This is a genomic window from Pontibaca methylaminivorans (assembly GCF_900156525.1).
GTDB classification, from domain to species: domain Bacteria; phylum Pseudomonadota; class Alphaproteobacteria; order Rhodobacterales; family Rhodobacteraceae; genus Pontibaca; species Pontibaca methylaminivorans.
The window spans coordinates 55,301-78,544 of the sequence record NZ_FTPS01000002.1; the positions used below are offsets into that span (position 1 = coordinate 55,301).

General features: G+C 68.9%; 15 protein-coding genes. 5 read left to right on the forward strand and 10 right to left on the reverse strand.

Annotated features, from left to right (window positions below; translation table 11 throughout):
* Positions 1 to 20: 20 nt before the first annotated feature.
* A complete protein-coding gene (locus tag B0B01_RS11640; RefSeq protein ID WP_076650235.1) occupies positions 21 to 1,784 on the reverse strand; it encodes a thiamine pyrophosphate-requiring protein in 1,764 nt (587 codons plus the stop codon).
* Positions 1,785 to 2,141: 357 nt separating this feature from the next.
* Between B0B01_RS11640 and B0B01_RS11645 the strand changes: the two genes are divergently transcribed.
* Positions 2,142 to 2,789 (forward strand): hypothetical protein, encoded by a 648-nt coding sequence (locus tag B0B01_RS11645; RefSeq protein WP_143733093.1) that lies wholly within the window; start codon positions 2,142 to 2,144, stop codon positions 2,787 to 2,789.
* 19 nt (positions 2,790 to 2,808) lie between these two features.
* Here the strand turns inward: B0B01_RS11645 and ku (B0B01_RS11650) are convergent, their stop codons facing one another.
* Positions 2,809 to 3,627 carry a non-homologous end joining protein Ku gene (gene ku, locus B0B01_RS11650; protein ID WP_076650237.1) on the reverse strand — a complete coding sequence of 273 codons (819 nt, stop codon included), beginning with the start codon at positions 3,625 to 3,627 and terminating at the stop codon, positions 2,809 to 2,811.
* A gap of 137 nt (positions 3,628 to 3,764) precedes the next feature.
* Between ku (B0B01_RS11650) and B0B01_RS11655 the strand changes: the two genes are divergently transcribed.
* The 3 genes from B0B01_RS11655 to ku (B0B01_RS11665) all read left to right on the forward strand — a co-directional run bounded on the left by B0B01_RS11655 (position 3,765) and on the right by ku (B0B01_RS11665) (position 5,308).
* On the forward strand, positions 3,765 to 4,121 hold the full coding sequence (locus B0B01_RS11655) for a hypothetical protein (protein ID WP_076650238.1): 357 nt from the start codon (positions 3,765 to 3,767) through the stop codon (positions 4,119 to 4,121).
* Positions 4,122 to 4,202: 81 nt separating this feature from the next.
* Positions 4,203 to 4,508: a hypothetical protein gene (locus B0B01_RS11660; protein WP_076650239.1), complete on the forward strand. Its 306-nt coding sequence runs from the start codon at positions 4,203 to 4,205 to the stop codon at positions 4,506 to 4,508.
* A complete protein-coding gene (ku, locus tag B0B01_RS11665; protein ID WP_076650240.1) occupies positions 4,508 to 5,308 on the forward strand; it encodes a non-homologous end joining protein Ku in 801 nt (266 codons plus the stop codon). Before B0B01_RS11660 ends, ku (B0B01_RS11665) begins: the two co-directional genes overlap by 1 nt.
* A 21-nt stretch (positions 5,309 to 5,329) precedes the next feature.
* Here the strand turns inward: ku (B0B01_RS11665) and ligD are convergent, their stop codons facing one another.
* Positions 5,330 to 7,795, reverse strand: a complete 2,466-nt coding sequence (gene ligD / locus B0B01_RS11670; RefSeq protein ID WP_234967795.1) for a DNA ligase D — start codon at positions 7,793 to 7,795, stop codon at positions 5,330 to 5,332.
* Between the two features lie 110 nt (positions 7,796 to 7,905).
* Positions 7,906 to 10,242, reverse strand: a complete 2,337-nt coding sequence (treY, locus tag B0B01_RS11675) for a malto-oligosyltrehalose synthase (protein ID WP_076650241.1) — start codon at positions 10,240 to 10,242, stop codon at positions 7,906 to 7,908.
* Positions 10,243 to 10,404: 162 nt separating this feature from the next.
* Between treY and glgA the strand changes: the two genes are divergently transcribed.
* Positions 10,405 to 11,856, forward strand: a complete 1,452-nt coding sequence (gene glgA, locus B0B01_RS11680) for a glycogen synthase GlgA (protein ID WP_076650242.1) — start codon at positions 10,405 to 10,407, stop codon at positions 11,854 to 11,856.
* On the opposite strand, the gene malQ is transcribed toward glgA, so the two are convergent.
* From malQ to B0B01_RS11710, 6 genes are read right to left on the reverse strand one after another with little or no spacing between them, the layout of a single operon-like run.
* Positions 11,827 to 13,626, reverse strand: coding sequence for a 4-alpha-glucanotransferase (gene malQ, locus B0B01_RS11685; RefSeq protein ID WP_076650243.1), 1,800 nt, complete (start codon positions 13,624 to 13,626; stop codon positions 11,827 to 11,829). The genes glgA and malQ overlap by 30 nt on opposite strands.
* Positions 13,623 to 15,374: a malto-oligosyltrehalose trehalohydrolase gene (gene treZ / locus B0B01_RS11690; protein WP_076650244.1), complete on the reverse strand. Its 1,752-nt coding sequence runs from the start codon at positions 15,372 to 15,374 to the stop codon at positions 13,623 to 13,625. Before treZ ends, malQ begins: the two co-directional genes overlap by 4 nt.
* Positions 15,371 to 17,452: a glycogen debranching protein GlgX gene (gene glgX, locus B0B01_RS11695; protein WP_076650245.1), complete on the reverse strand. Its 2,082-nt coding sequence runs from the start codon at positions 17,450 to 17,452 to the stop codon at positions 15,371 to 15,373. The genes treZ and glgX overlap by 4 nt, the downstream gene beginning before the upstream one ends.
* Entirely contained in the window at positions 17,445 to 19,661 is a 2,217-nt protein-coding gene (gene glgB, locus B0B01_RS11700; RefSeq protein ID WP_076650246.1) for a 1,4-alpha-glucan branching protein GlgB, read from the reverse strand. Before glgB ends, glgX begins: the two co-directional genes overlap by 8 nt.
* Positions 19,658 to 21,175: a phosphotransferase gene (locus B0B01_RS11705; RefSeq protein ID WP_076650247.1), complete on the reverse strand. Its 1,518-nt coding sequence runs from the start codon at positions 21,173 to 21,175 to the stop codon at positions 19,658 to 19,660. Before B0B01_RS11705 ends, glgB begins: the two co-directional genes overlap by 4 nt.
* Entirely contained in the window at positions 21,172 to 23,130 is a 1,959-nt protein-coding gene (locus B0B01_RS11710; protein ID WP_076650325.1) for an alpha-1,4-glucan--maltose-1-phosphate maltosyltransferase, read from the reverse strand. The genes B0B01_RS11705 and B0B01_RS11710 overlap by 4 nt, the downstream gene beginning before the upstream one ends.
* Positions 23,131 to 23,244 lie beyond the last annotated feature (114 nt).

A 23,244-nucleotide genomic window follows, 5' to 3' on the forward strand; every position in this document is an offset into this window, starting at 1 on the left:
AAGCCCCGGGCTGCGGTGCCTCAGGTGATCCGCTTGAAGGTCTGCCAGAGCACGCCGCCCGCATCCGGGTCGCCCTTGGCCATGGCCGAGGCAAAGCTGCGGGCCTGGCTCAGCGTGACATGGGGCGGCAGGGTGACCACATCGGGATCGGTCAGCGCGTCGATGACCACCGGGCGGTCCGCCGCAAAGGCGGCCTCCCACGCCGGGGCGATCTGGTCGGGGGCGGTGACGCGGATCCCCCGCAGGCCGAGCGCCCGGGCATAGGCGGCATAGTCGAAGGGCGGCACCTCCTGCGTTTCCGGCACGCGGGGGCTGTTGCCCATCGCGCGCAGCTCCCAGGTGACCTGATTGAGGTCGTTGTTGTTCAGCACCGCGATGACCAGCCGGGGATCCTCCCATTCGCGCCAGAACTTCGCGATGGTGATGAGCCCGTTGATGCCGAGCATCTGCATCGCCCCGTCGCCGATGAAGCCGACCGCCACGCGGTCGGGGTGGCAGAACTTGGCCGCGGTGGAATAGGGCACCGCCGGGCACATGGTGGCAAGGGTTCCCGACAGGGATGCCTTCATGCCTGCGCGCACCCTGATCGCGCGTGCGAACCAGTTGGCGGCGGTGCCGGAATCGGCCGAGATGATGGCCCCGTCCGGCATCTGCCGGGAGGCTTCCCAGAACAGGCGTTCGGGATTGATGGGGTCGGCCTTGCTGTGGGCGCGCTTTTCGGCCCCCGCCCACCATTTCGCGACCCGCCTTTCGATGTCCTCGCGCCAGCGGCGGTTCTCGCGCGGCTCGAGATGCGGCATTAGCGCGCGCAGCGTCGCGGCGGCGTCCCCGACCAGGTTCACCTCCATCGGGAAGCGGATCGATTCCATGGAGGGGTCGATGTCGATCTGCACGCCGCGGGCCTTTCCCTCCCTGGGGAGAAACTCCGAATAGGGAAAGCGCGAGCCGATCATCAGCAGCGTGTCGCAATGGCGCATCATCCAGTCGGTCGGCTCGGTCCCCAGAAGCCCGATCTGCCCGGTGACATACGGCAGGTCGTCCGGCAGCACCGCCTTGCCGAGCAGCGCCTTGGCGACACCGGCGCCCAGCACATTGGCGGTCTGCACCAGTTCCTCCGCGGCGCCGAGCGCCCCGGCCCCGGCGAGGATCGCGACCTTCCTGCCGGCGTTCAGGACTTCGGCGGCGCGGAGCAGGTCGGCCTCGCCCGGCAGGGTGCAGGGGGCCGAGAACCCGACGCCGGAATGGATCGTGCCATGTTCGCGCGGCGGCGTCTCGACCGCCTTTTCGTCCTGCACGTCATTGGGAAAGATCAGCGCCGTCGGCATCCGCCGGGCCATGGCGATGCGCATGCCGCGGTCGATCAGATGCCGGGCCTGGGCGGGGACCATGCAGGTCTGCACGTAATCGCGCGCCACGTCCTTGAACAGTGACGCAAGGTCCACCTCCTGCTGGTAATCGCCGCCGAGCGCGGCGCGCGCCTGCTGGCCGATGATGGCAAGCACCGGCTGATGATCGAGCCGGGCATCGTAAAGCCCGTTCAGCAGGTGAATCGCCCCCGGGCCCGAGGTCGCGATGCAGAGCCCGACCTCGCCGGTCCATTTGGCATGGGCGCAGGCCATGAATGCGGCCTCTTCCTCGTGGCGCGCCTGGATGAAGTCGATCGTGCGGTCACGCCCCAGCGCGGCGACCAATCCGTTGATGCCGTCGCCGGGATAGCCATAGATGCGGCGCACCCCCCATTCATGCAGGCGCTTGAGGATGAAATCGGCGACCGTATCCGCCATGTCTTCTCCTTTTCCGCGCTCCTTGCCCCGGGCCGTATCGGAGATGGCCCTTTCCCGGCTGGATGCATCGGGCGGGCGGAGCCCTCGTTTGCTGCATCGGCAACAGGGTTGCACCCGGAAATGTTCCCGTGGGTGCGAGTGGCCGGGTGCCGGACCATGTGCCTTGCGGAACCTTGAGTGCCGCCGGGGGTTACCATCGTTCCGGGCCGCCCGGCCGGGCAGGGGCCCGGGACCGGGGCGGGCGCCGGGGATCGTCAGGACGGGGAATGCCGTGGATGCAATCAGACCGGAAAACCGCAGAACCCGCCGCACGGCCGGGATCCGGAATCCCGCTGCGGCGGCGGGCTGAGCGGACCGATGTGGGAATGGCTGGCAGACAACAGCACGGCGGTGCAGGCGGTGACGGGGATCGTCACGGCGCTGGTGTGGCTGGTCTATCTGCAGATCCTGGTATCGGGATTCCGGCGGCAGCGGCGCAGCATCATCCTGATCTATGGCGCCGGCAACGACAACATCGACCCGCGGATCTTCGTCAGCAATCTCGGCTTCGAAAGCATCTATATCCTTGAGATCCTGCTGGCCGTGCGCACCTGCGACGGCTGGCGGGAAATGTCGATCACCGACCGCACCGAGGTTGCGCCGGACAAGCTGGCCTCGCCGTCGGAAACCAGCGTGCAGGGCCCGCTGGCGAGCGGCGCCTGGGTCGATATCGGCAGCACCGGCGACCTGCTGGCGCGGATGCGCCGCTTTGACACCGAGGTGTCGCAGAACGACCTGATCGAACATATCAGGATCACCGTCGCGGCGGTGACCGCCGCCACCACCGGCATCGTCGCCGCCGAGATGGATTTCGCGGTGCGCCCCTACAGGGAAGACGGCCGATTGCAACTGAAGCCGCAGCGCCTTCATGCGGCCCAGATCCGCTCGCGCGCGGGCCGCCGCGAGATCGCGCGCAAGCTCGGCCGCCGCCTGGGCCGGGACGAGGGCGCAAGCAAGACAAGGTGACGCCGGGCGGGGGTGGCCCCTAGCGGCGCCCGCGCGCGGTCTTGCGACGCGGCGAACGCTTGCCGGACACCCCGGCGCTTTCGCGCAATGCCGCCATCAGGTCGACCACATTCTCGCGCTCCGGCAGCGGACGGGCGGGGGGTTCGCGCCCCTCCAGCCGGGCCTTGACCAGTTCGGCAAGCGCGGCCTCGTAACGGTCCTCGAAGGCGGAGATGTCGAATTCGCCCCGCTTGGTGTCGATGATATGTTCGGCAAGGTCGAGCATCTCGCCCTTGATCCTGAGGTCGGGGATGTCGCGGAACGCCTCGCGGGCCGGGCGCACCTCGTAATCGAAACTCAGGGTCGAGGCGATCATCCCCAGTCCGTGCGCCCGGATCAGGACCGTCCGCACCCGCCGGAACAGGACCGCCCGCGCCAGCGCGGCCGCCCTGCGCCGCCGCATCCCCTCGCGCAGCAGGTGAAAGCTGTCTTCCGCGCCGGGATTGGCCGGGGCAAGGTAATAGGGCCGGTCGAAATAGACGTCGTCCACCTCCCCGCAGGGGATGAACTGCGTCACGTTCAGGGTCTTGTCGCTTTCGGGAACGGCGGCGGCGATTTCCTCTGGGTCGAGGATCACGTGATCCTCGCCCGCGGTCTGGTAGCCCTTGACCTGGTCGTCGCGCGCCACCGGATCGCCGGTCTCGCTGTCGATGAATTCGCGCCGGACGCGATGCCCGGTCTCGCGGTTCAGGGTGTGAAAGGCGATCCGCTCCGAGGTCGAGGCCGCCGCGTGCAGCGCGACCGGGCAGGTCACCTCCGCAATGCGCAGCATCCCCTTCCAGAGTGCCCGTGGCGCCATGGTCTCTCATCCCCTTTCCCGGGGGACAACTCCGCGCCCGGGCTTTCTGTTCCGCGCGGCCCATGCGCGGGAACAATCAGCGCATCGGCGGATTGCAGGGGTGGAGGGGGACGCCCGGAGAGGCCAGGGAGCAGACCATGACGCGCGGCACCCGCGACGTATTCCATGACCACCTGCGCCTGCGGGCCGCGGGCGATCTGGAAACCGACCTGCGGCGCAACTATGCGCGCGATGTCGTTCTGCTGACCGTGAATTCCAATGCGCGGGGCCATGATGCGATGCGGATCTCGGCCGGACGGCTCGCCCGGCAGTTGCCGGGGGCGCGGTTCGAGTTCCTGGCAAGGCAGGTGCGCGGCCCCTTCGCGCTTTTGATCTGGCGCGGGTATTCATGCCGCTGCGATGCGATCGGCGGCGCGGATTCCTTCCTGATCACCGGCGGGCTGATCCGCATGCAGACGATCCATTACCAGTTGCTGTCGCATATGGAGGGCTGAGCCGCCGGCGATGGAACATCGTGCCCTGCCGCGGGTTTCAAACCGGAGCACGACCGCCACGCACTGCAATGGAGGACCACCATGGCCAATGCCAGCAGCAGGAAATTCGGCCCCGGCCAGCAGGATCAGGGCAAGGGAAGCGGCGAGGGCGGCATGACGCCCGATGCCCCCGGCATCCAGCCGAAGACCGAGATCCTGTCGAACCGCGACACATCGCGGCACTCGGATTCGCGCGGGCTTGACGGCGCGCATGTGCAGAACCAGGAACTGCAGGACCGCGACGGCAACCGCCGCCCCGAAGACCGCGACGACGGCCTTCCCGAATGGGAACGCGATGAGGGCGACGAGACCGACGGGGGCGAAGAGACCGACGAGGATGCGCGCTGATGGCGCCCCGCCCGTTCTGGAAGGGCTATCTGAAACTCTCGCTGGTGACCTGCCCGGTGGCGATGATGCCCGCGACCAGCGATCGCGACAAGCTGCGCTTTCACACCCTGAACGCCCGCACCGGCAACCGGGTCGTCAGCCGCTATGTGGACGCGGTGACCGGCGATTCCCTGGCCGAGGAAGACGAGGTCAAGGGATACCAGCACGGCGAGGACGAATATGTCATGCTCGAGGACGATGAAATCGCGAATGTCGCGCTCGACAGCACGCGAACCATCGACATCGACATGTTCGTGCCCGACGATTCCATCGGCTGGATCTGGTATGACCGCCCGCATTACCTGCTGCCCGACGACCCCATCGGCGAAGAGGCCTTTGCCGTGATCCGCGACGCCATGGCGGCGAGCGGCACCGTGGGGATTTCGCGGCTCGTGCTGTATCGGCGGGAACGGGCGGTGATGCTCAAGCCGCGCGGGCGCGGGATCGTGGTCTGGACCTTGCGCTACGGCGACGAGGTGCGGCCGGAGGCGGATTATTTCCCCGACGAGCCCCCGGCGCCCGAACGGCGGACGCTCAAGCTGGTCGAAGAGCTGATCGACGCGCATATGGCAGAGTGGAGCCCCGACATGGTGCGCGACCCGGTGCAGGAGCGGCTTCAGGACATCATCAGGGCCAAGACCCGCAAGCGCCGCCCCGCACGCAGGAAATCCGCCCCCGCGAGTGATGCCGGCGACAACACCATCGACATCATGGAGGCGCTGCGCCGCAGCATCGGCGCCGAGAGCCGCAAGCGCCACTGAGGATGCGGCGGCCCCCAGCGGTCAGCCGCGCCGCCCCTTTCGGGCGGCCTTGATCGGCGCGGCGGCCTCGCGGAAGCCCTCCCATGGATCGGCGCGCAGGGCCGCGAGCCGCGCGGGAACATTGGCGACGGTAAAGCGGGTCGGGCCGATGCCTTCGTCGAGTTCCTCCCAGCCGAGCGGGGTCGAGACCGCCGCCCCGGGCCGCGCGCGCGGCGAAAAGGCCGCGACCGCCGTCTGCCCGCGCTGGTTGCGCAGATAGTCGATCAGAATCCGGCCGCGCCGCTTTGCCTTGCTGATCGTGGACACGTAACGCGCAGGGCTGTCCGCCGCCATCGCATCGGCCAGCCCCTTGGTAAAGGCCTTGACGGCGGCCCAGTCCGCGCGCGGGCGCAGCGGCGCCACCACATGCAGCCCCTTGCCGCCCGAGGTCTTGACGAAGCCCGCAAGCCCCTGTTCCGCCAGCCTTTCGCGCACCTCGACCGCCGCGCGGATCACGGCGCCCCATTCCACGCCCTCACCGGGGTCGAGGTCCATGGTGATCATGTCGGGATGGTCCCAGTCCGCTGTCGTCGCCCCCCAGGGGTGGATTTCCAGCGCCGCCGCCTGCACGAGGCCCATCAGTCCGTCCAGATCCTCGACGGTGATCAGCGGCTCGCCCTGCGGGTCGGCGGAGTCGTGGATGCGGGTGATGGCGCGGCTCATGCCCTTCCAGGCGTGTTTCTGAAAGAATTTCTGCCCCGTGATGCCGGTCGGGCAGCGCAGCAGCGCGAGGGGCCGGCCGGTGATCCAGGGGGCGATACGGGTCCAGATCCCGGCGTGATAATCCGCAAGCCCTTCCTTGGTGATCCCCGCCTCGGGCCAGTAGATCCGGTCGGGATGGGTAAGCGCGACGCGGCGGCGGGGCTCGGCGGGGGCGCGCCCGGCGGAGGCTTCGCGGACGATGTCGCTTGCCGGCTTGTCCTCGCGCAGGCCGCGGAACGACGCATGGCGCAGATGGCCGTCCGCCGTCCAGGCGCGGAATTCGACTTCGGCCACCAGTTCGGGGCGGACATAGCGGATATGACGCGCCTCGGTCGCGGTGAGCGGCGCCATGAAGGGGCTGGATGTCTGCCGCAGCGTTTCCAGCCGGGTGAACAGATCCTCGGCCATTGCTGCCGAAAACCCGGTGCCGACGCGGCCGACATGCTGCAATTCGTCACCCTCGTAGACTCCCAGAACCAGCGAGCCGATGGCATGGTCCGACACGGTCGAAGGCGCATAGCCGCCGATGACGAATTCCTGCCGCGCCGAGCATTTCGACTTGACCCAGGCGCGCCCGCGCCCGGAGCGATAGGGCGCATCGGCCAGTTTCGACACGATCCCTTCCAGCGACAGCCGGCAGGCATGGCGCAGCACCAGCGTGCCGCTTTCGGCGAAATGCGCGCTGTAGCGCAGGGCAGGGGCGGCATCCCGCAGCAGATCCTCGAGCAGCGCCTTGCGCCGCAGGAGCGGCTCTTTGCGCAGGTCGCGCCCGTTCAGATAAAGCAGGTCGAACAGGTAGAACAGGAAACGGTCATCGCGCTCTGCGCTCAGGTCGGCCTGCAGGGCCGGGAAATCCGAGGCACCGTGCCCCGACTCGACCACCACTTCGCCATCCAGCAGCGCGGTCTCCACGGGCAGCGCGCGCAGCGCCCCGGCAACCCGCGGGCCGAAGCGGCCGGTCCAGTCCAGCCCGCCGCGGGTCAGCAACTGCAGCGCCCCGCCGTCCAGCCGTGCCTGCAGGCGATAGCCGTCGAATTTCACCTCGTGCAGCCATTCGTTGCCCGCCGGGGGCGCGGCGCGCAGGGTGGCGAGTGCCGGCGCGACGAAATCCGGCAGGGCGGCTTTCTTGCCGTCCCCCGGCGCGGGCGGCCGGGCGCGTTTGCGCGGCTTCGGCTCCGCGCCTTCGGCGACGTCCTCGACGGTCCGGCCGGAGAGCACCGATTCCGGGCGTTCCTCCAGAATATCGCGGGCGGCCTCGTCCCGGGCCTCCGCGTCCTCGCCCTTGATCAGCAGCCAGTTCGCGCGCTTGTCGCGTGGCTTGCCGCGCATCCGCACCAGATGCCAGCGGCCCCGCAGCTTGTCGCCCGACAGGGTGAATTCCAGGTGGCCCTTGGCGAACCCCTTGTCCGCATCGCCGATCGGCGCCCATGTGCCGCGGTCCCAGACGATGACCGCGCCACCGCCGTATTCGCCCTTTGGAATGGTGCCCTCGAAGCCGCCATATTCGAGCGGATGATCCTCGACCTCGACCGCGAGGCGCTTTTCACCGGGCACGAGGCTTGGCCCCTTGGTCACCGCCCAGCTTTTCAAAGCCCCGTCGAGTTCCAGCCGCAGGTCGTAATGCAGCCGCCGTGCGGCGTGTTTCTGGATCACATAGGCGTCGCCCCCGGCGTGCCCCTCGTCGCCGGCGGGCTCCGGGGTGACGGTGAAATCGCGTTTGCTGCGGTAGGTTTCGAGCGCCATCATCTGCTCCCTGCAGGGCCGGTCTGCGTTTCCATGTTACCGGTTCCAAAGCGTTTTGCCGCCGCATTTGTTCCCGCGCCACCGGGCACGGGGGCGGGCGGTTCCCGCGCAGATCAGGGCTGAATGCCATCGGTGGCGAAAATGGCGAGCATGGCGGCGCCCTCACCCACGGGCGCCGTGCCGTCCGGCCAGATGCGGGCCTCGCCGGCGCGCGGGGCGGCCAGCTCTGCGGGCAGATCGCATGTGATCGCGGCGGCAAGCCGGATCCTGCCGGGGGCGCCTTCGCGCCGGAACACAAGGCAGCCGGACGGCGCGTCGAGCGCCACGTAACGCCCCTGATCGAACAGCGCGCCATGACGGCGCCGCAGGGGAAGCATCACCCGCAGCAGCGAAAGCTTGTTGCGGTCGAGCCATGAAAGACCCGCCCCGCTGTCCAGCGCGTGCTGCAGCGCGGGAAAATTCACCGGCCGGCGGTTGTCGGGGTCGGTCAGGGCGTGGCTGGCCACTTCGCAGCCCTGATAGATGTCGGGAATTCCGGGCAGGGTGAGCTTGAGCGCAAGCTGCAGGAGCGAAAGCCGCCGCGCCATGCGCGCCGCCGGTTCCGTCGCGGCGGGAAGCGTGGCGAAACGGGCGGCCAGGGCCGCGGCGAACCGCGTGCCAGCGGCCTCGAACTCCGGCGCCGGGTTTTCCCAGCCGGTCCCCTCCCCGGCCTCGCGCATGGCCTTGACCGCATGATCGCGCAGCCGCGCGGCCAGATCCCCGCCCGCCGGATGCAGCGCCCAGAGCGATTGCAGCAGATACCAGCGCAGGTTCGGATCGACCAAGGCGGCGCCCTCGATGCCGGCGGCCTGTCCGATCAGGGCCTCCATCGCCTCGGGGTGGTGGCTGAGCGCGGCGATCCGCATGCGGGCATCCTCGCTGCGCTTGGTGTCGTGGCTCGACGTCAGGCTGAGCCCGCGCGGCATCTCTTCCATGCGCCGGGCCATGCGGCGGTGAAACTCGGCCGGGTCGATCGCGGGCTGTCCCGGATCGGCACCGACCTCGTTGGCGGAAAGCAGGCGGTTGTAGCGATAGAAGGCGGTGTCCTCCTGCCCCTTGGCCATCACCGCACCGGCCACCTGCTGGAACCGCAGCCGCAGGGGGCGGGCCTGCGCCGTGCCGGACAGAAGGCAGGCCAGCAGGAAATCGACCGGCCGCCGGTCGGGCCATCCGCGCGCGGCAAGTTCCGCCGCCGCCTCCAGCGCCGCCACATCCGCCGGGCGGGGCGGGGCGTCGTCCAGATAGCTGCGGTAACGGTCGAAATGGGCGATCAGCGCGATCAGCGCCTGCCGCCAGCTTTCCGGCCCGTATTCGCGTGCCACCGCATCCGCCTGCGCAAGCGGGGAAAGCAGCGCCTGCAACTGCCAGAGCTCGGCGGCGAGCGAGGTTTCCAGCACCTCGCGCTTGGCCTGCCGCATGACGGTGAGGAAATCCGCCTGCCGCCCGGTTGCGCGCCGGTATAGCGCGTCCATGCCGGCAACGCCGTTCGCCCCGGTCAGCACCTGCGCCACATCGCGCGCCAGCACATAGCCGGTGGTGCCGCAGACCGGCCAGCCGGGCAGGGATTCGCCGCTGGCGAGTATCTTTTCGACCCAGAGCGGGGTGCCGGGCAGGCGCTCGTGCAGACGCTGCAGATAGGCGCAGGGATCGGCCAGACCGTCGACATGATCCATGCGCAGCCCCGCGACCAGGCCCTGATCGACCATGTCGAAGATCAGGGAATGCGTGCCCCGGAACACGGCCTCGTCCTCGACCCGCAGTCCGATCAGCCCGGTGATGTTGAAAAAGCGCCGGTGACTGATCGCCGCCGCCTCGGTGCGCCAATGGCACAGCCGCCAGATCTGCGCCTCGTGCAGCCGGGCGATGATTGCGGCATCGGTCGTTTCGGGCGGGGTTGCCGGCAGGCTTCCGGGTGCGAGCGGCAGGCGCAACGGGCCATGCACCAGAACCGGACCGTCCGGGTCGAACGCCACCGAAAACGCCCCCTCGGCCAGCAGTTCGCCGAACGGCGCCTCGAGCATCGGCAGCGCCAGCGACTGGTCGGGGTGAAGGTCGAAATACGACCACCAGCGGCTGTCGCGCCCGTGGCGCAGCACGTCGCGCAGCCAGGGGTTTTCGGGGCTGAAGGCCATGTGATTGGGCACAATGTCGAGAACGATACCGAGCCCCTCGTTCCGTGCCGCACCGGCCAGCCGGGTAAAGCCGTGCCAGCCGCCCAGATCTTCCTCGATCCGGGTCGGGTCGATCACGTCATAACCATGGGTCGAGCCGGAAACCGCCGCAAAGACGGGCGAAAGGTACAGATGGCTGATGCCGAGGCGCCGCAGATAGGGCAGCAGGCCGGCGGCGACATCGAAATCGACGCCGTTGCGCAACTGCAGGCGATAACAGGAGGAAGGCAGGCCCGGCATAGAACTCCGTAACTCTGGCGGCAAATCTGGCGGCCGGCGTTTCAATCATGACATTTCAGCCGGCAGGGCGGGAACAAGTTAAGCGGGAAAAGGTTCCACCGGGCAACAAGCACAATCGCGTCATGCTCTCGTGTCTGACCGATAAAAGCAAAGGAAGATGATGTGAAAGTCCTGTCGGTCTGCTCCGAAATGTTTCCCCTGATCAAGACCGGCGGCCTTGCCGACATGACCGGGGCCCTGCCGGGTGCGCTGGCCGGGCAGGGGGTGGACATGCGCGTGCTGCTGCCGGCCTATCGCGGCGTCACGATGTCGCTGGAAAGCTGCACCGAACTCGCCGCGCTCGATCTGCCGCTCGGGCGGGCGGGGCTGCGGCATTGCCGGATGCAGGGGATCGACATCTTCCTGCTGGATGCGCCCGCGCTTTATGACCGGCCGGGCGGGCCCTATCTGGATGCGGCCGGGCAGGACCATCCCGACAACTGGAAACGCTTCGCGCTGCTGGCGCAGGCGGCGGCGGCGATCGCCTGCGGCGCGCTGCCCGGATGGGTGCCCGATGTGGTCCACGCCCATGACTGGCAGGCCGGGCTTTGCGCCGCCTGCCTGCGCGCGCAGGACAGCGAGACGCCGGTTATCCAGACCATTCACAACGTGGCCTTCGCCGGGCGCTTTCCGGCCGCCATCTTTCCCGAACTCGGCCTGCCGGAGGGGTTCTTCGGCATCGACGGGGTGGAGTTCTACGGTGACGTGAGCTTTCTCAAGGCCGGGCTCGCGTTTTCCGACCTGGTCACCACCGTCAGCCCCACCTATGCCGAGGAACTGACCCGCCCCGCGCTCGGCGGCGGTTTCGACGGGCTCCTGCGGGCGCGGGGGGCCGATCTGGTCGGGATCCTGAACGGCCTCGATTCCGAGGAATGGAACCCCGAGACCGATCCGCTGATCATCCGCCAGTATACCGCCAGCCGCCTCGGCCAGCGGCAGGTGAACCGCAATTCGCTTTATACCGCCTTTGCGCTGGAGGACGGCCGCCCGCTGGTGGCGATGGTCAGCCGCCTGACCGATCAGAAGGGGGTCGATCTGGTGTTCGACGCCGCCGGCGAGATCATCGGGCGCGGGTTCAACCTGATCATCCTCGGCGCAGGGGACGAGGCGCACGAGACCCGCGCGCTCGCCGTCGGATCGGCGCATCCGGGGCGGGCGGGTGTCCATGTCGGCTATGACGAGGCGCTGGCGCATCGCATCCAGGCCGGCACCGATGCCCTGCTCGTGCCCTCGCGCTTCGAGCCCTGCGGCCTGACCCAGATGTGCGCCCTGCGCTACGGCGCGCTGCCGATCGTCGCGCCGACCGGGGGACTTGTGGATTCGGTGATCGACGCCAGCCCCATGGCGCTGGCGCAGAACGTGGCGACCGGATTGCATCTGCGCGAGGTTTCGGCCGCCGGCATCCTTTTCGCGCTCGACCGGCTGACGGCGATCCTGGCCAATCCGCCCTGTCATCAGCAGATGATCCGCAACGCCATGAAAACCGATGTTTCGCTCGGCCGCACGGCGGCGGAATATGCGGCGCTTTATGCCCGCTTCCGCCAGTCAGAGCCGCGGGTGCGGGCGCTCGCGTGACATGAGCGCCATAACCGCCCGGAAACGCGGATGCCCGGGCAGATCCTCGATGGCGGTCGGGCTGCGCAGGCGCCAGTTCGGATAGGTCTCGGCCAGGGTGCCGGGCACGTTGGTCGGCGCCTGCGGCCCGGCCAGATCCGCGAGCCGCACCGCCACAAGGCTCGCGCGGCTGCGGGCGATGAAGCCATGCGCGGCCTCCAGCACATGATCGGGCAGGGCGCCCGTGACCGGCCCCGGCAGGTGCAGCGCCGCCATCAGGTGGCGGCGCTCCTCGGCGCGGCGGGCGTGGTGGCGCGCGGTGGTCTCGGCATCGACCAGCCCGAAGTCCGCCCGCTGCGTGATGTCGGCCCCCTGCCACCAGTCCGCCAGCGTCGGCAGGTCATGGGTCGAAAGGCAGGCAAGCGCCAGTTGCGGATAGCGTTCGGGCGCGATGAACCCGGCATCCGTCTGCTCGAAATACAGCACGCGATAGGACAGCACCCCGGCCCGCGCCATCGCGCCGCGAAACCCGCGCGGGACCGAGCCCAGATCCTCGCCGATCACCATGGCGCGGGCGCGCTGCGATTCCGCGGCCAGCACCGAAAGCATGGCGCGCATGGGAAAACGCAGGTAAGCGCCCCTGGCCGCAGGCGCGCCCTCGGGGACCAGGAAAAGCTGCCAGAGCGCCATCGCATGATCCATCCGCAACGCGCCGGCATGGGCAAGCTGGGCGCGGATCATGGCGCGGAACGGTGCGAAATCCGCGGCCTCCAGCGCCGCGGGCGAGGGCGCGGCGAGGCCCCAGTTCTGGCCATGGCTTTGAAACAGGTCGGGCGGCGCGCCGATGTGAAAGCCGCGCAGCATCGCCTGCCCGTCCCAGGCGGAGGATCCGTCCGGCGCCTCGCCGACCGCAAGGTCAAGGTAGAGCCCGATCCGCATCCCGGCCGCGCGCGCGGTGGCTTGCGCCGCCGCCAGTTGCCGGTCGGCCAGCCATTGCAGCCAGGCATGAAAGGCGATCTCCGGCGCGTGTCGGGCGGCAAAATCCCGTACCGCCGCGCTGTCGGGGGCATGGTAATCCGCCGGCCAGCCGGTCCAGCCCGCGCCATGCCCCTGCGCCGCCATATGGAGCGAGAGCCCCTCGAACAGCGCATGGCGGTGCAGCGCGGCCCCCCGGCGGGCGGTGAAAGCCGCGTGATCCTGCCGCGCGGCGTCATCGGCAAAGGGCTGGCGGGCAAAAATGTCGCGTAACGCCGCGAGCTTCAGCCGCGTGACGGCCGGATAATCCACCATCTCGGCGCTGCGCAACCGGACCAGGTGCGGCGGCGGGCCGGCGCCCGGCACCTCGTCAACGGCGATATAAAGGGGGTTCAGAAAGGTCCGGTTCGAGGGCGAGAACGGGCTGCACCGCTCCGGCGCGGCCAGAAACAGCGCATGGAGCGGGTTGACGCCGAGAAAATCCGCCCCCGCCGCGGCGGCGATGCGCGCCAGATCCGCGAGATCGCGGAAATCTCCGATGCCCCAGTTGCGCCCCGAGCGCAGTTCGTAAAGCTGGCAGAACAGCCCCCAGGCCGGTGCCTGCGACAGCCACGGCGGCAGGAAACAGCGTGCATCGCCCGCGCGCATGCCGCGATCGGGGGGCGGTCCTGCGGGCGGCGGGCCGTCGGGGTCGGCCCCCAGCGCCGCCAGCAGCGCGCGGCGGGTCGCGGCGGGAACGTGGCGGCGCTGTCCGCTTGCGTCGGTGAAGGCGGGCGGGATGCCGTGCCAGCGCCCCGTTCGGTCGAGCGGGTTCATGGCGCGGCCTTCCGGGCGCGGACCTGCCAGGGACCAAGGCCCTCACCCTCCTCGCCCCAGATCGCCCGGCCCCCGGCCGGCGGCGCCGGGGCGGGTCGGTCGGACAGGTTGGCCAGCACCGCCAGCGCCGCCCCGTCCAGCGCCCATTCCACGGCCACCACCGCCGGCGCGGATGCCAGCACCCGTCCGGCATGGCCCCCGGCGCGCCCGAGATGCGGCGTGACCTCGCGCGCCCGCACCGCGAGCAGGCTGCGCATCCATGCCAGTGCCCCGGCCCCCGCATTGGTGCGGCGCGACCAGCCGAGCTTGCTCGCGACGAAGGTTTCGGGGTCGTTCGGGTCGGGGATCGCCTGCGCATCAAAGCCGAACTGCGCGAATTCGCGCCGCCGGCCCTGCCGCACGGCTTCGGCCAGATCGCCCTGAAAATCGGTGAAGAACAGGAACGGGCGCGTTTCGCCGTATTCCTCGCCCATGAACAGCAGCGGCACATGCGGCGAGAGCAGCAGCATCGCCCGCAGCGCGCGCACCGCGCGCGGATCGGCAAGGGCGTCGATCCGTTCGCCCAGGGCGCGGTTGCCGGTCTGGTCGTGGTTTTGCAGAAAATCGACGAAGGCCGCGGGCGGCAGATGGGCGCTGGCCTGCCCGCGCGGGGCGCCGGTGCCGGGCGAAACCTCGCCCTGCCAGGCGAAGCCCTCGGCCATGGCGCGGGCAAGATGCGCATGGGGATTGTCCGCGAAATCGCGATAATAACCCGCGGTTTCATTGGTCGCGATCACATGGGCGGCGTTGTGCCAGTCGTCGTTCCATTCCGCCGTATAAAGCGGCACCCGGTCGCCCTTGCGCTCGTGCAGGCGGGTGATGTTGCGGTTGTCCTCGGTCGTCAGGTGAACCTCGCGGTCGAAACGGGTCCGCACCGCCTGCGCCAGTTCGGTCAGGATGTCGGGCTGCGAGGCATCCGCGATCTGGTCGATGGCATCCAGCCGCAACCCGTCGAGGCGGTATTCATCCAGCCAATACAGCGCGTTGTCGATGAAAAAGCGGCGCACCGGGGCGCGGTCCCAGGCGATTCCCGCGCCCCAGGGCGTGTGGCGGTCGGGATCGAAGAAATCCGGGGCATATAGCGGCAGGTAATTCCCCTCCGGCCCGAAATGGTTGTAGACCACGTCGAGCAGCACCATGAGCCCCAGCCCATGCGCCGCATCGACCAGTGCCCGCAGGTCGTCGGGGTGGCCATAGGCCGGATGCACCGCATAGGGCAGCACCCCGTCATAGCCCCAGCCGCGATTGCCGGGGAATTGCGCGATCGGCATCAGCTCGATCGCGGTGACGCCCAAATCGGCCAGTTCGGCAAGCCGCGGGATGGCGGCGCGGAAGGTGCCGTCCGGGGTGAAGGTGCCGGTATGAAGCTCATAAATCACCGCCTCGGCCCAGGGGCGGCCCTGCCAGCCGGGGTTCTGCCAGCGAAACCCCGCGGGATCGACCAGCTTTGAGGGGCCGTGCACATCGCCCGCCTGCGCCCGCGCCGCCGGATCGGGGACGGTGCGCCCGTCCTCCAGCACGAAATGATAGGCATCGCCCGCGCGCAGGCCAGCAGCCGTGCAGGTGAACCAGCCGTCGCCATGGGGCTGCATCATTTGATCGTGCCCGCCAGCGCGTAGGGCAAGCCGCGCCTGCGCCGGCGCCCAGAGCGCGAAATGCGCGCCTCCCTCGCGAAGGTGCCCGCCCCAGTGCCGCGCCGGGGCGCTCATCGCCCGGTGCTTTCCAGCATGAGGACGGTGCGCGCCTCGATGCTGACCGAGGCCACGTCGCAGGGCTTTCCCCGTCGGGCGGCGAACCCGCGCCCGGTATCCACCAGAAGCCGCCAGCCCCCTCCGGGCGGCTCGGGCAGGGTGAAATCGAGCGCCCCGTCCGAGGCATTGAGCAGCGCCAGCAGCGCCTCGCCCGGTTGTGACAGGAACAGCCCCAGCGCGCGCGTGCCGGGATTGTCCCAGTCCTGCGCGTCGAGTTCCTCGCTGTCGGGGCGCAGCCACTGGGCACGGCCGGGAAAGCGGCCATAGGGATCCTCGTGAAAGAACTTGTCCGATTGCAGCAGGCGATGGGCCCGGCGGATGGCGATCAGCCCGCGCAGGAACGGCTCGAATCCGGCGCGGTCGGGGTGGTCGGGCGCCCAGTCCAGCCAGTTGAACTCCACGTCCTGGCAATAGGCGTTGTTGTTGCCGTGCTGGCTGCGGCCGCGTTCGTCCCCCATCAGGATCATGGGCGTGCCCTGGGCAAGGATCAGGGTCGCCATCAGGTTGCGGCGCTGGCGGTCGCGCAGGCGCTGGATGTCGGGGTCGTCCGTGGGCCCCTCGGCGCCGCAGTTCCAGCTCAGGTTGTTGTCGGTGCCGTCCTGGTTATTCTCGCCGTTATCCTCGTTGTGCTTGTCGTTGTAGCTGACCAGGTCGGCCAGCGTGAACCCGTCGTGGGCGGTGATGAAATTGACGCTGGCCCATGGCCGCCGCCCGGCCTTTTCGAACAGCGCGGCCGACCCCATGAGCCCGTCCGCAAGCGCCGCCGCCATGCCTTCGTCGCCCCGCCAGAAGGCGCGCACCGTGTCGCGGAAATGCCCGTTCCATTCGGCCCAGCCGGGCGGGAAATTGCCAAGCTGATAGCCATCGGGGCCGACGTCCCAGGGCTCGGCGATCAGCTTGACCTTGTTCAGCACCGGGTCCTGGCGGGTCGATTCCAGAAAGACCGAATGTTCGTCGAACGCCTCGCGCTCGCGCCCCAGTGCGGTGGCAAGGTCGAAGCGGAAGCCGTCCACGTGGCAGTCCTCGACCCAGTAGCGCAGGGAATCCATCACCAGTTGCAGCGCGCGGCTGTGGCGCATGTCGAGCGTATTGCCGCAGCCGGTGGTGTCGTAATAATAGCGCCGGTCGTCGCCAAGGATGTAATAGCTGGCGTTGTCGATGCCGCGGAAAGACAGGGTCGGGCCCATCTGGTTGCCCTCGGCGGTGTGGTTGTAGACCACGTCGAGGATGACCTCGATCCCCGCTTCGTGCAGGCGGCGCACCATCAGCCGGAATTCGTTGATGGCGCCCTCGCGCATCAGGTAGCGCGGCGCCGGAGCAAAGAAGGCGAGCGTGTTGTAGCCCCAGTAATTGGTCAGGCCGCGGTCGATCAGGTAACGGTCGTCAACGAAGGCATGGACCGGCAGCAGCTCCACCGCGGTGATGCCGAGCCGTTTCAGATGCGCGATGGTCGAGGGCGCCGCCAGCCCCTCGAACGTGCCGCGCATCTGCTCGGGCAGGGCCGGGTTGCGGGCGCTGATGCCCTTGACATGGGCCTCGTAGATCACGGTTTCGGGCCAGGGATGCGCCGGGCGGATGTCGTTGCCCCAGGTATGGGCCGGGTCCACCACCACGCATTTGGGCATGACGAATGCACTGTCGCGGCGGTCAAAGCTCAGATCCCCGTCGCGGTGGCCGACGCGATAGCCGAACAGCGCGTCATGCCAGCGCAGGTTGCCGTGCAGCGCCCGCGCATAGGGGTCGATCAGCAGCTTGTGGGGGTTGAACCGGTGCCCGGCATCGGGCGCATAGGGCCCGTGCACGCGATAGCCGTAAAGCTGCCCCGGCCGCACCCAGGGCAGATAGCCGTGCCAGACCTGATGGGTGTTTTCCGGCAATTCGATCCGGTCGGTCTCGCGCCGGCCCTTGGGCTCGAACAGGCAAAGCTCGACCCTGGTCGCATGGGCGGAAAACAGGGCGAAATTGACCCCGGACCCGTCCCATGTCGCCCCGAGCGGCGCATCCGATCCGGCAAGCGGTATCCTGTCTTCAGACATCCTGGGTCTCCGGCGTGAGCACGAGCACCGCGAGCGGCGGCAGGGTAAGGGTGGCGGCAAAGGGGCGGCCATGCGCGCCCGGCTCGCCGGCCAGCACCACGCCGCCGTTCCCGGCGCCGGAGCCGCCATAGACCCGCGCATCGCTGTTCAGGATCTCGCGCCAGTGGCCGCCCCGGGGCAGGCCGAGCCGGTAGCCCTCGCGCACCACCGGCGCCATGTTGCAGATCACCGCGACCGGCGGATCATTCGCCCGCCCGAGGCGCAGATAGCTGAACAGGTTGTTCGCGGCATCGCCGGAATCGATCCACTGGAAGCCGGCGGCGTCGCAATCCCTGACATGCAGCGCCGGGGTGTCGCGATAAAGGCGGTTGAGATCCCGCACCAGCAGTTGCAGCGCCGCATGTTCGGGGTAGTCCAGCAGGTGCCAGTCGAGGCTGGTGTCGTGGTTCCATTCGCGCTCCTGCCCGAATTCGCCGCCCATGAAGATCAGCTTCTTGCCCGGATGGGTCCACATGAAGCCGAGATAGGCGCGCAGATTGGCAAAGCGCTGCCAGTGATCGCCCGGCATCCGCCCGAGCAGGCTGCCCTTTCCGTGCACCACCTCGTCATGGCTGAGCGGCAGGACGAAGTTCTCCGAAAACGCGTAATGCAGCCCGAACACCATCTGGTCATGGTGATACTGGCGATAGATCGGATCGGCCGACATGTATTGCAGCGTGTCGTGCATCCAGCCCATGTTCCATTTGAAATCGAAGCCGAGCCCGTCCCGGTCCGGGGGGCGGCTGACGCCGGGCCATGCGGTCGATTCCTCGGCGATGGTCAGGGCATGGGGCACATGGTCGTGAATCGTCGCGTTGCAGCGGCGCAGGAACTCGATCGCATCAAGGTTTTCCCGCCCGCCGTAGCGGTTGGGGAGCCATTCGCCGGCCTTGCGCGAATAATCCAGATACAGCATCGACGCCACCGCATCGACCCGCAGCGCATCCACGTGGAATTCCCGCAGCCAGTAAAGCGCGCTCGCCCGCAGGAAATTCGCGACTTCGAGGCGGCCGAAATTGTAGATCAGCGTATTCCAGTCATGGTGAAAGCCGAGCCGCGGATCGGCGTGTTCGTAAAGCGCGGTGCCATCGAACCGCGCCAGACCGTGCGCATCCGAGGGGAAATGCGCCGGAACCCAGTCGAGGATCACGCCCAGCCCGCGTTGATGCAGGTGATCGACCATGGCGGCGAAATCCTCGGGCGCGCCGTGGCGCGCGGTCGGGGCGAACATGCCGATCGGCTGATAGCCCCAGGAACCGGTAAAGGGATGTTCGCTGAGCGGCAGGAATTCGACATGGGTGAACCCCATTCCCGCCACGTAATCGCCCAGTTCCTCGGCAAGCTCTGCATAGGACAGGACGCGGTTGCCTTCGCCGCGCCGCCAGGATCCCGCGTGCACCTCGTAGATCGAGATCGGCTCCTGCTGCGGCGGCGGGCCGGTGCGGGAGCGCCAGTCCCGGTCCTGCCATTCGTGACGCGGCAGGCCCGTGATGCGCGAGGCGGTGGCGGGCGGGGGCTCGGCGGAGAAGCCGACCGGATCGGCCTTGAGCGGCAGGAGATCGCCATGCGCGCCGAGGATCTCGTATTTGTAAAGCGCCCCGCGCCCGAGTCCGGGGATGAAGATTTCCCATACCCCGGCGCCGTGGCGCAGCCGCATCGGGTGGCGCCGCCCGTCCCAGGCGTTGAAATCGCCGACCACGCTCACCCGCCGCGCATTGGGCGCCCAGACGGCAAAGCCGGTGCCGCGCACCCCTTCGTGTTCGCAGGGATGCGCACCCAGCCGGCGATACAGGTCTTCGTGGTGCCCCTCGGCCAGCAGATATTCGTCAAGCTCTCCCAGAAGCGGGCCGAAGGAATAGGGGTCGTCGCGTTCCCATTCCGCCGCCCCCGCACAGAGCCGCAGCCGATAGAGAAAGGCCCGGCTGCGCCGCGCCAGCACGCCGCTGAAGAACCCCTCCGGGTCGATCCGCTCGAGCCGGGCGACGGCGCGGTTGCTGCCGCGGTCGATCACCGTGACCTTGCCCGCCTCGGGCGCAAAGGCCCGCACCACAAGCCGCCCCTCCGGGTCGCGGTGCATCCCGAGGACGGCAAAGGGATTCTGGTGCTGGCCGCGCAGGATCTGCCGGATATCGGGGGCGGGCGGCGCGTGATCGGGAAGCGCGTCGGTCATGGGGTCTCCTTCTCCTGCCCGCTCCGGTCCGCGCCCGTGCCGATCAGCGCCAGCAGCCCGCGCAGCGGCACCGCCACCAGTTCGGGCCGGCTGGCCAGTTCATAGCTGATTTCATAGGCGGCCTTCTGCAGCAGGAACAAACGAAGCAGCGCCCGCGCCGGTTCCCGGGCCGGCAGGGCCGGGCTGCCGTCCATCGAGAGTTCATAGGCGGCAAGGCAACTGCGGCTTGCCCCGCGCGCCCAGGATCGGCCGGCATCGCAAAGCTGGGCCGCATAGTCGAGCGAGCGCAGCATCCCCGCCACGTCGCGCAGCGGCGACGTCAGCGTGCGCCGCTCGGGCAGCGGACGCCGGGGCTCGCCCTCGAAGTCGATGATCGCCACATCGCGCGCGCCGCCCGGATCCCGGGTCACGAGCACCTGCCCGAGATGCAGATCCCCGTGGATGCGGGTACATAGCCCCGACGGCGGCAGATGTGCGGGCTGCCCGATCAGCCGCGCGAACTCGGCGCGCCGCCCCAGCGCCTCGCGCGCAAGCTGCGTCTCGGCGGGGCCAAGCGCGGCCCGGGCCAGGGCCTCCAGCGCCGTCTCGAGATCGCTTTCGGTCTCGTGCATCCAGCGCTCGACATGGGCAATGGTCACGGGTTCGGGGGTGAAACCGGGCGGCGCATCGGTCGCGGAAAGACAGCGGTGCAGATCCCCCATGCGCTGGCCGAGCCGGGTCATGAGCCAGGCCCCGCGGCCGGGTCCCGGATCCTGCCGCAGCGCCGCGCAAAGCCACGACCAGGCATCGCCCTCGTTGCGCAGATAGGCAAAGGCGACAGCCAGCACGCTGTCATGATCGGAGCGATCATTCCCGCTTTCGCCGCTGTCCGCCGCACCGTTCCCCTGATGCAGCGCGACCTGCCCCAGAAAGGCGGGCATATGGGTAAATCCCTGCCGGCTCAGGTGGCGGGCCATTTCGACCTCGGGCTGCAACCCGGGGTGGATATGGCGGTAAAGCTTGAGCATGACGTCCTGCCCGAACACATGGGTCGCGTTGCTCTGATCCGCCTTGAGCGCGCGCGGCGGGCCGGGCGAGGCCAGGCGCGTGGCGTCCTCGGGCTCGAACCGGATCTGCCCGTTCCCGGTGTGCAGGGTGATCCCGGCGCGCAGCGCGGCCAGCAGAACCCCGGCACTGGCCGCATCCTCCGCGGCGTCGATCAGCACCCGGCCGCCGGCGACAGGGGCAAGCGGGAACCCGACGGCACCCGTGGCATCGCGCAGGGCAAGCGGCAGGAAATAGCGCTGCGTCGCACCGTCAAGCCGCACGTCGATCAGCAGGAGCGCAAGATCCGGCGCCATCTCGGCCAGCGGCAGCAGCGTGACCGCGCGGACGGGGCGGTTGCGGGCGCCGAACCAGCGCCGCGAGCCAAGCCAGCCGGGCAGGATCCCTGTCTCGAGCGGGTGGCGCCAGCGGCCGTCAACTGCGCCCAGAAACCCGCCGTCCGGCGCCGGCAGCGGGGCGGGGGCATTCATTGCGCGCTCCCCGGCGGGAACAGCCGCCAGATCGCATAGGGGCGCGTTTCGGGGTCGAGCGTCAGCCAGTGGTGGCGCCCGTGCCAGGTGAAGCGGTTGCCATGCAGGAGATCCTCGACCTCGATCGAGCCGTCGTCGGGCAGGCCGAATTCGGAAAGCGGAAGCTCGAACATGAAGTCGTGCGCGGTGCGCGGATCGAGATTGACATGGAACAGCAGGAAGCTTCCGGCCTCGAAATCGAACCGCCGGTAACAAAGCACCTGATCGTGATGCGCGGGCAGAAAGCGCAGGTTGCCGGAATCGTGCATCGCGGGATGGTCGCGCCGGATGCGGTTGATCAGGCGGATATCGTCCCTGATATGGCCGGGCCGGTCGAAATCCCATTGCCGCAACTGGTATTTTTCGCTGTCGAGATATTCCTCGCGCCCCGGAAGCGGCGCGCTTTCGCAGATCTCGAAGCCGTTATAGATGCCGTAATTGCCGGCCAGTGTCGCCGCCAGCACCAGCCGGGTGCGGAACCCGGGCCGCCCGCTCGACTGCAGGAAATAGGGATTGATGTCGGGTGTGTTGGCAAAGAAGTTCACCCGCATGTAATCGCGGCACCCGGTCTGCGTCAGTTCCGTCAGGTAATCGGTCAGCTCCGCCTTGGAATGGCGCCAGGTGAAATAGCTGTAGGATTGCGTAAACCCGAGCTTTGCCAGCCGCTTCATCACCTTCGGGCGAGTGAAGGCCTCGGCCAGAAAGATCGTGTCGGGGTGATCGGCCTGCACCTCGGCAATCAGCCATTCCCAGAACGGGAACGGCTTGGTGTGCGGATTGTCGACGCGAAAGATGCGCACGCCCTGCCCGATCCAGAACAGAACCACATCGCGCAGCGCCAGCCAGAGCGACGGCAGCGCCTCGCGGTAGAAATGGACATTGACGATGTCCTCGTATTTCTTCGGCGGGTTCTCGGCGAATTTCAGGCTGCCGTCCGGGCGCCAGTCGAACCACTCGGGATGCTCGCGGATCCAGGGATGATCGGGCGAACACTGGATGGCGAAATCGAGCGCGATCTCGATCCCCTCGGCGGCCGCTTCGGTGACGAGACGGCGGAAATCCTCGAGCGTGCCGAGTTCGGGATGAACCGCGCAATGCCCGCCCTCGGCGCTGCCGATGGCATAGGGGCTGCCCGGATCCTCCGGCCCCGCCGTCAGCGCATTGTTCGGCCCCTTGCGGTTGGTGGTGCCGATCGGATGGATCGGCGGGAAATAAAGCACGTCAAAGCCCAGATCGCGCACATAGGGCAGCCGCGCGATCACGTCGTCAAACGTGCCGTGGGCGCCGTCCCTGCCCCAGGAACGCGGCATCATCTCGTACCAGGCGCCGAAGGCGGCGGCGTCGCGGTCGGCGCGCAGCGGCAGGCCGGGGTGGCGGGTCAGGTCGCTGCGCGCGCCGGCCTGGCGCATCAGCAAAAGGGTGGCCTCGTCCAGCAGCAGATCGGCGGCATCGGCCTCTCCCGTATCGAGCCGCCCGAGCAGCGCGACAAGCTCGGGCTCGTGCTCGGCTCCTTCGCGGCCCTTGCGGCAACGGGCAAGCGCCGCCTCGACCAGGGCGCAGCCCTCGACGAGTTCAAGCGCGATGTCCTGCGCGGCATCGCGCTTGCGGATGGTGTCGGCGTGCCAGCTTGCGAACATGTCGCGCCAGCCCAGCACGCAAAGCTCCCAGAGCCCCGGCGCCGGCGCGATCAGTTCGGCCTCCCACCGGTCGTTGCCGAGCGGGCGCATCTCCTGCGCCAGCACCGAGCCGTCGTCACTCCACAGTTCCGCCACGGCGCGGATCACGTCATGCCCGTCGCCGAACACATCCGCCTGCACCGGAAAGGGCCGCCCCACCACCACCTTGGCGGCAAAACGCCCGGCATCGACCGAGGGCGAGACCTGCTCGATCGCGATGCGGTTCCTGGCCAGCGCCAGCGCCCTTTCCGCCGCACGCGACGTGTTGTCTGCACCGCTTTCCATGGTCATCTCCGGGTCCATCTCCGAGGGGCGATTGCGATCCCGGGCCGGGAGGGAAGCTGCCGCATGCCG